The following is a 6,997-nucleotide window of genomic DNA, read 5'->3' on the forward strand; positions in this document are numbered from 1 at the left end:
GTCACCTTTTCGTGACACCTAAAAAATTACAAATAAATACTTTAAAGTGCTATAAAAAAAGACTATATCAAATTGATACAGTCTAAAAAAATCTAGCTGGTAATTTTACTTTTTTACCATTTTGATCTTTAAGATTTTTCAAGGAATGTTGAAACAATCTCATCGTTAATTTATCAAGTTTCACTTCATTTTTTCGAGGTGCACAAATCATTATGTAAGGATTTACTACCCATGTCCTAGGACTTACAGTGCGACCATTTTCAATAATTTGCCCTGCACCTTCTGGATTAAGTAAAATTTCTTTTTTCTTTAATGAATTCATAACAGTTGATGTTTTTTGCCTTGATTTTCCTATCATTTCAGCAATTTCAGAAACAGTTGCCGCTTTTGGTAACTCAAAATCGTCCTCAATGCTCTTTCGTTTCCTTTTAAATTTATCATCTCTACAAATAATGACATTACTTCTAAATTCCAAATAAGCTTGAATTCTAAATAAAAAACTTTCTTCTGCTTGAGTTAAATAACCAATACTATTCAATAAATCTAAATTTCTATGCATTACTTGATTAAATGGTTCTCCAGCAAATGGATCTTTATTAGTTCCAACATAATGCTCTTCTCCAGTTAGTTCTTTTAGCTGTTGTAAAAGAGATTTTTTAAGTTCTTCAGCTTGATCTCTTTGTTTTCCATCTTTCTCAAAATCTCTTTTTCTAGCATTTCTATCAGCTTGATTCAAAGCTTGTCCCAATTCTTCATTCATTGTTAATTCCTCCTCTAAGTTAAGGGAATCAACAAAAATACCTATAATTTGCTATTTGATTATAAATCAAATTATGATAATCTATAATCAGATAATTGAGTTTAGGTATTTTCGTAGAATACCCTTTTAAAAGAGTCATGTTCCAGCATGGCTCTTTTTTCATTCTATCACGTTTTCAATAACCTGAAAGATGGAAACAAAGTTTCCCTAATTTTTTTATCGTTCCATGTCATATCCTCGTTGTTTACGGATTTCCCTCTTATGTTCCTGTTCAAAATGATTATTAACCCCCTTATTATCCAATTCATTTTTAACAAGCCCTCTAAACGCCTTAAATCGCTCTCCAAGAACCTTTTTCGTGTTGTGGTATAAAATCCTTACATTTTCCTTTAAATCTTTTATATGGGATTTTAACGAGCCTATTTCCTTATTTAATACACTAACTTCTCTTTGTAACTGACCTTTTTCTTGTTTCAATGTCCTATTCTCTTCCATCCAACCTTCTGCAGTCATTCGTAAACTTTGATACTCTTTCACAAAATCTGTTTTTCTCAAACGCTCATAATCCTTTTTGATAGTAACCGCTGCATTCATTTGTTTTGTTAATTCTTGATATTGTTCTGGCGATAACACATAATTTCTTGTCTGTTTCTTCGTAATTTCAGCTTTCCCAAACATTTTATCCTGTACTTCTGTTATTACTTCTTTACGCAAAAATGGAATTTTAACAGGTTCATTTGGTACTTGATCCGTAACACTATCTAATTCTTCTTGCTTTTGTTTTACTCTTTTTTCTAACTCTACATAACGCTGGCCAATCAGCTGCAGCTTTTCACTTCCACTTTCCACTTGTTGCTTCACTGTCTCTAATTCTTTGTACTTATCAACAACATCACTTTCCAAACGCTTTTTCACTATCTGTAATTCTTTTGTTTTTTCTTCAGTATCTTTCAAATGATGGTCAACAACTTGTAACTGCGTTTCTTTTTCTTGTACTTGATTTTCAACAATTGATTTTGTTTCTGCATATTCCTTATATTGACGGACTTTCATATACTTGTGAGACCCCACATTTGCCCTCTCAAAATCAGGGATATGCTCTTTTGCTAACTCCTCAATATAAGCCGTTTCTAGTGTTCTCCAATTTGCAATTAGTTCCGTTCCTTTTCCTTCTACGCCTTGTTGTTGCAAGGCTCTATCCATTCCGACACGCCTCGTTAATCCTCGACTACTTTCGAAATTCGGTACATAGTTAATATGTAAATGCGGATTTGCTTCATCATCATGTAAAACCATGTTATAGACTGCTAGATTGGGATTTCGCTCTTGAAAGGCCCCAGCATACTGTTTTAACGCTTCCTTTTTGGCTTCCCTATACATTGGGTCGTCTTTGCCTTCCCCAATCGCTACAACGAGTTCTCGTTGCTCATGCGTCTTTGTATCTTTTCTTATCTTGTCATAGTAATCCTTAATTTTGCGGTCATTCCGTTTTTGCTTTTCATTGTACTTGTCCACCGCCTCTTGAAAGACATCCCTATATACACTTCGGATGTCCTTTTGAACAAAGTAAATATTCTCGTCTAACCTGGCTGGATCTATGCCAGGATTTCCATGAATGTTTTCTCTGTTATTATGACTCAATGAACTTTGGTGAGATTGGTTAAATGAGATAGACGCCAACATAAAGTGCCACCACTTCCCCTAGATTAATTGATACCATAAGTCTAGCAAAGCGACGAAATGGAGTCAATTAACGTAACCCTATACCTATTTTGACGCTAACGCATCAAAATAGGTAGGGGTCTGCGACGCTTTCCGGCTTCGCCAAGCCATACCTAGCATGGCAAAAACCTCGGACTTTGTCCGAACCTACAAGGGGAACTCTTCCCCTTGACCCCATCAATCGAACTCCCCAACCCCTCAATCCTTGAGGGGCTCCCTCGCCGGTTGGCAGGGTCAAAAGGATACCTTTTGACAACCAACAAGAGGGTTGCATAGTGAGTCTATCAACTCCTTAATGCTCACTTCGTTCCGCTTACCGTTGACAGACACCCAGCAAGTACTTCTAACTAGAAATGAAATCTAACTTTTGTAACAAAAATTTCCAAATAGGTTCTTCTCCTATCACCACAGAAACTCTACCTATCATCCCTGTATGTAGCTCATTTAATTCCTTCGTATTAATTGTTGCTTCTAGTTCATACATATAAGCTTTAGAATCTTTATCAAAAATAGGATTTGCAGATATATAAGTTACTGTTCCCCTTTGCTTATCTGTTTTCTTTAATTTAAAGGAATATTGCACCTTATCTCCTTTTTTAATACCTTTTACTTCTTGAGCTGATAATAATATTTTTATCTTTTTCTTATTTTCCTTTGGAATAATAGAAACTATTTCTTGACCAAAATCAATCAAATCACCAGACTGTACAATAGAAGGGAATTGTACAATACCATCTTTTTGCGCCTTTATAACTGTTGTTTCACTTTGATTACGTAACCCACCTAATTCTTGCTTCTGTACAAAAATCTCTTGTTCTAAAGATTGAATCCGTTGATTTACCGAAACAATAGTATTTTCTTTATATTGATTTAATGCATACTTCTTTTGCTCTTGTTTTCTTTCTTTTGTTGTTTCAACCGTTTTTCTTTCGCTTTCCAATGTTGCTTTTCTTTGTTCTATTCTCTTTTCTACACCATTTTGTTGAAATTCTAAAGATTGAATCTTATCATCCAATAATTGCTTTTGTTCATCTAAAATATTTTCTTTTTCTTTTTGTTTTTTTATAGATTGTATTTCTTTTTGTAAATTTTCTTTTTCTACAATCAACCCTTGTAAAGCATCATCCTGTTCATTTGATATTTTATTGTTATCTAATGTTTTTATCTCGTTTTCTTTCTCACTGTGTAAAGATTGATATCCTTGTTCATATGCCTTATACTCTTCACGTATTTTTTCATCTATTTCATTTGAAAAAATTGACTTCTCAGATTGAATACTCTGTTTTAATTGTTCTAGCATTTCTTTTTGTTTCTCTAAATGTTTAACAATTTGATCTACCTGATTCTGTTTATCCGATAATTCCTGTTTTTTCAATTGAATCAAAGTATCTCCTTTTTTCACCTCATCACCCGATTTAACAGCAATAGTATCTACAATACCTACAATTTGAGATCGAGACATACTTATATCTGATTTCCCTTGTACTATTGCTGTTCCTTTACTCACAATATCTATTTTCCCAAAATACGCCCAAATCATAAATCCTAATAAATTTAAAAAAAGAAAACATAACAATCCAATAATAAAACGAGGTGGTTTTCTTTCCAGCAATTCCACACTATCTGTTAATTGATCAAAAGAATAAATTTTACTCATATTAATCACCTCGCATTGCAGAAATTTGTGACTTTATATATTCTAAATGAACTGTTTGATTCTTCCAAAGACGATAATATTCACCCTTATAAAATAATAATTCTTCATGAGAACCCCATTCTATAATATTACCTTTTTCCATTACAAAAATTTGATTTGCATGTTGAATTGTACTCAATCTATGAGCAATCATAATGACTGTTACTCCTTGTTTACCTAATTCTTGAAACATATCAGTAACCTGTTTTTCAGTTGTGGAATCTAGATTACTTGTAGCTTCATCTAGTATCAAAATATCCGGTTTTTTCAATAAAGCTCGCGCAATTGCTAAGCGTTGTCTTTGTCCACCTGATAAATTCGAAGCATTTTCTTCTAAAGAGGTTTCATATCGTAATGGCAATTCACTAATAAATTCGTGCACACATGCTTGTTTACATACTTGAATTACTTCTTCTAATGTAACTTGTCGCTCTAAACCAAAACATAAATTCTCATAAATAGAAGCACTAAAGAAAAATGATTCTTGAGATACATATGCAATTCGATCTCTTAAAGCAGTACGATTTATTTCTTTAATATGATAATCATCATAATATATATCACCTTGTTGTAATTCATAATAATGCATTAATAATTTTGAAATTGTTGTTTTACCCGATCCACTCTCACCTACAAAGGCTACTTGACTTCCTGCTTGAATAGAAAAACTTATATTACTTAAAACATCCTTACGTGTCCCATAGCGAAATGTAGCATTTAAACATTCAATTTTCCCAGATAAATATTTAGGAGAAATTTTATTACATTCTTGTTCGCTTTTTTCAGCATCCAAATCAAATATTTCATTCAATCTTTCTCCAGCAACTAATGCAGACTGCATAATAGGTTGAATTCCAATTAAATTTTCAATAGGATTTAAAAAATAAGCTAAAAGTGCATTATATGTAATCAATTCACCTATTGTCATACTTCCTTTTAATACCTGTATAGCACCAACCCAAAGAATAATTGTACCTCCAATTAACTCAAGTCCCATCTTAATAGACCCCTGTAAATTAGATAACATTCCCCTTTTAAAGACATTCCTTAATAAATTAACAAAACGACTTTCAGTTTGAAAAAACACTTCTTTTTCAGCATTATAAGATTTTACCGTTGCAATTCCATTTAAAGATTCTACTAAATATGATGTTAATTTTGCATTACTCTCCATTTCTTCACGATTTATATTTTGATATGGTTTATGAAACATAAAAATTATACATATATATAAAGGAATCAATAAAAGTGTAACTCCAAATAAAATTGGACTATGCATATATAATAAAATAGCACCTAATAAAACCATTACTGTATCAATCATTAATGTAACTGTTATCGTTGATAATGCATCTCGTATTTTACTTGCATCCATAAAACGAGAAATAATTTCCCCAACTTTTCTAGTTTCAAAAAAATTCAGAGGTAATCCTACAACATGACGATAATACCCAAGCATTAATTGAATATCTATACGTCTACTTAAATATAAAATTAAATGAGTTCGAAAATAAGAAAGTAAAACTTTAAAAATATATAGCACAATAATTCCAATTGATACAATATGCAATGTTTGAATCAATTGATTTATAACAATATCATCAATTAAAAACTTAAAATAAAACGCCCCTAATAACCCAAATAAATTAAAGAAGATAGAAGCAAAAAATAAAGGTAACAATAAATTTGTTTGTTCTTTTAATAAAGATAGAAAACGAAAAAATACTCCTTGAAATTCTTTTCCCTTCTGAAACTGTTTTCCAGGAGACATTAACACAAGAATACCTGTCCACATTTGACAAAATTCATCTATTGAATAAGTAACAAAACCTTTATCTGGATCCGCAACATAAATTTTATTATTCTTAATTTTATAAATGACTACATAATGAAGAAAACCTTCACCTACTATTACATGAGCAATTGCAGGTAATAAAACACTTTTAAGATCTTCCAAATTTGTTACCTTCACACCTTTTACTTCAAATCCTAGTCTTTCTCCAGCTTCCATTAATCCTTTTATATTAGTTCCTTGTAAATCAGTACCTGCTATACAACGGATTTTTGAAATTGATGTTGTAAAACCATAATAGTGTGAAATCATAGCTAAGCAAGCTGGTCCACAATCTTTTAAATCATGCTGTTTAAAAACCCTAAACTTCGAAAACAAAACAAAAAAGCCCCCTAAATAAAAATTACCCCTTAACTCTGAGGAATTTCAATATGAAAACCACACAGAATTAAAGGGAAAATTTATAATTAAAAATTAATTAGTCCATCCAGCAGCCAACAGCTACACCAATAGCAGCTCCACCAACAGCTCCAATACCAGTCCATCCAGCACTTTTAGTTTTTGCACCTAATTGAGCACCAGCGGCTCCAAAAGCTAATCCAGAAGCAATTATATTAGAAGCTCTTCCACCACCATCAATTGATTCCAATTCCTCTAAAGATAATACTTCTAAATTTTTTTCTACATATGTTTTCATAAAAAACACCTCATTATATTATTTTAATAGAAAGATTAATAGATTAGATTGTTATTAATTATCAAGTGCCAGGCCTACAGCATAACCAACGCCACCATAAACACCGCCAACAATACCACCAGCTACTGTTCCTAAACCTGGACAAACACTACCAACAGCTGAACCTATAGCAGCACCAGCGGTAATATCACCAAAAGCATTATAAACATGGTTACCCCAGCGACCAGCATCGATAACTTCTAATTCTTTTTTTGTTAATTCTTTCATAAATAAAAACTCCCTTATATTTAGTTTTATAAAGCTTAATATTAAATATTAAGCTTTATAAAA

6 protein-coding genes are annotated in these 6,997 nt (G+C 31.9%); all 6 read right to left on the reverse strand.

Going from position 1 to position 6,997, the window contains the following annotated elements:
- Nucleotides 1–82 precede the first annotated feature (82 nt).
- The 6 genes from V7024_RS10770 to V7024_RS10795 all read right to left on the reverse strand — a co-directional run bounded on the left by V7024_RS10770 (nucleotide 83) and on the right by V7024_RS10795 (nucleotide 6,934).
- Nucleotides 83–760: a Rep protein gene (locus V7024_RS10770; protein WP_335519439.1), complete on the reverse strand. Its 678-nt coding sequence runs from the start codon at nucleotides 758–760 to the stop codon at nucleotides 83–85.
- Between the two features lie 216 nt (nucleotides 761–976).
- Entirely contained in the window at nucleotides 977–2,443 is a 1,467-nt protein-coding gene (locus V7024_RS10775) for a plasmid recombination protein (protein ID WP_335519443.1), read from the reverse strand.
- Nucleotides 2,444–2,825: 382 nt separating this feature from the next.
- Entirely contained in the window at nucleotides 2,826–4,139 is a 1,314-nt protein-coding gene (locus V7024_RS10780) for an HlyD family efflux transporter periplasmic adaptor subunit (protein WP_335519446.1), read from the reverse strand.
- 1 nt (nucleotide 4,140) lies between these two features.
- Entirely contained in the window at nucleotides 4,141–6,348 is a 2,208-nt protein-coding gene (locus V7024_RS10785; RefSeq protein ID WP_335519449.1) for a peptidase domain-containing ABC transporter, read from the reverse strand.
- Nucleotides 6,349–6,448: 100 nt separating this feature from the next.
- Nucleotides 6,449–6,667 (reverse strand): Blp family class II bacteriocin, encoded by a 219-nt coding sequence (locus tag V7024_RS10790; protein WP_335519451.1) that lies wholly within the window; start codon nucleotides 6,665–6,667, stop codon nucleotides 6,449–6,451.
- A gap of 54 nt (nucleotides 6,668–6,721) precedes the next feature.
- Nucleotides 6,722–6,934 carry a Blp family class II bacteriocin gene (locus tag V7024_RS10795; protein ID WP_335519454.1) on the reverse strand — a complete coding sequence of 71 codons (213 nt, stop codon included), beginning with the start codon at nucleotides 6,932–6,934 and terminating at the stop codon, nucleotides 6,722–6,724.
- Between the last annotated feature and the right edge of the window lie 63 nt (nucleotides 6,935–6,997).

Source organism: Bacillus sp. JJ864 (assembly GCF_036963045.1).
Lineage (GTDB): Bacteria > Bacillota > Bacilli > Bacillales > Bacillaceae_G > Bacillus_A > Bacillus_A pseudomycoides_C.

What these genes read in the sequence shown, in the direction of transcription:
- V7024_RS10770 (WP_335519439.1), bottom strand. Translation starts at nt 760, where the DNA reads ATGAATGAAGAATTGGGACAAGCTTTGAATCAAGCTGATAGAAATGCT.
- V7024_RS10775 (WP_335519443.1), bottom strand. Translation starts at nt 2,443, where the DNA reads ATGTTGGCGTCTATCTCATTTAACCAATCTCACCAAAGTTCATTGAGT.
- V7024_RS10780 (WP_335519446.1), bottom strand. Translation starts at nt 4,139, where the DNA reads ATGAGTAAAATTTATTCTTTTGATCAATTAACAGATAGTGTGGAATTG.
- V7024_RS10790 (WP_335519451.1), bottom strand. Translation starts at nt 6,667, where the DNA reads ATGAAAACATATGTAGAAAAAAATTTAGAAGTATTATCTTTAGAGGAA.
- V7024_RS10795 (WP_335519454.1), bottom strand. Translation starts at nt 6,934, where the DNA reads ATGAAAGAATTAACAAAAAAAGAATTAGAAGTTATCGATGCTGGTCGC.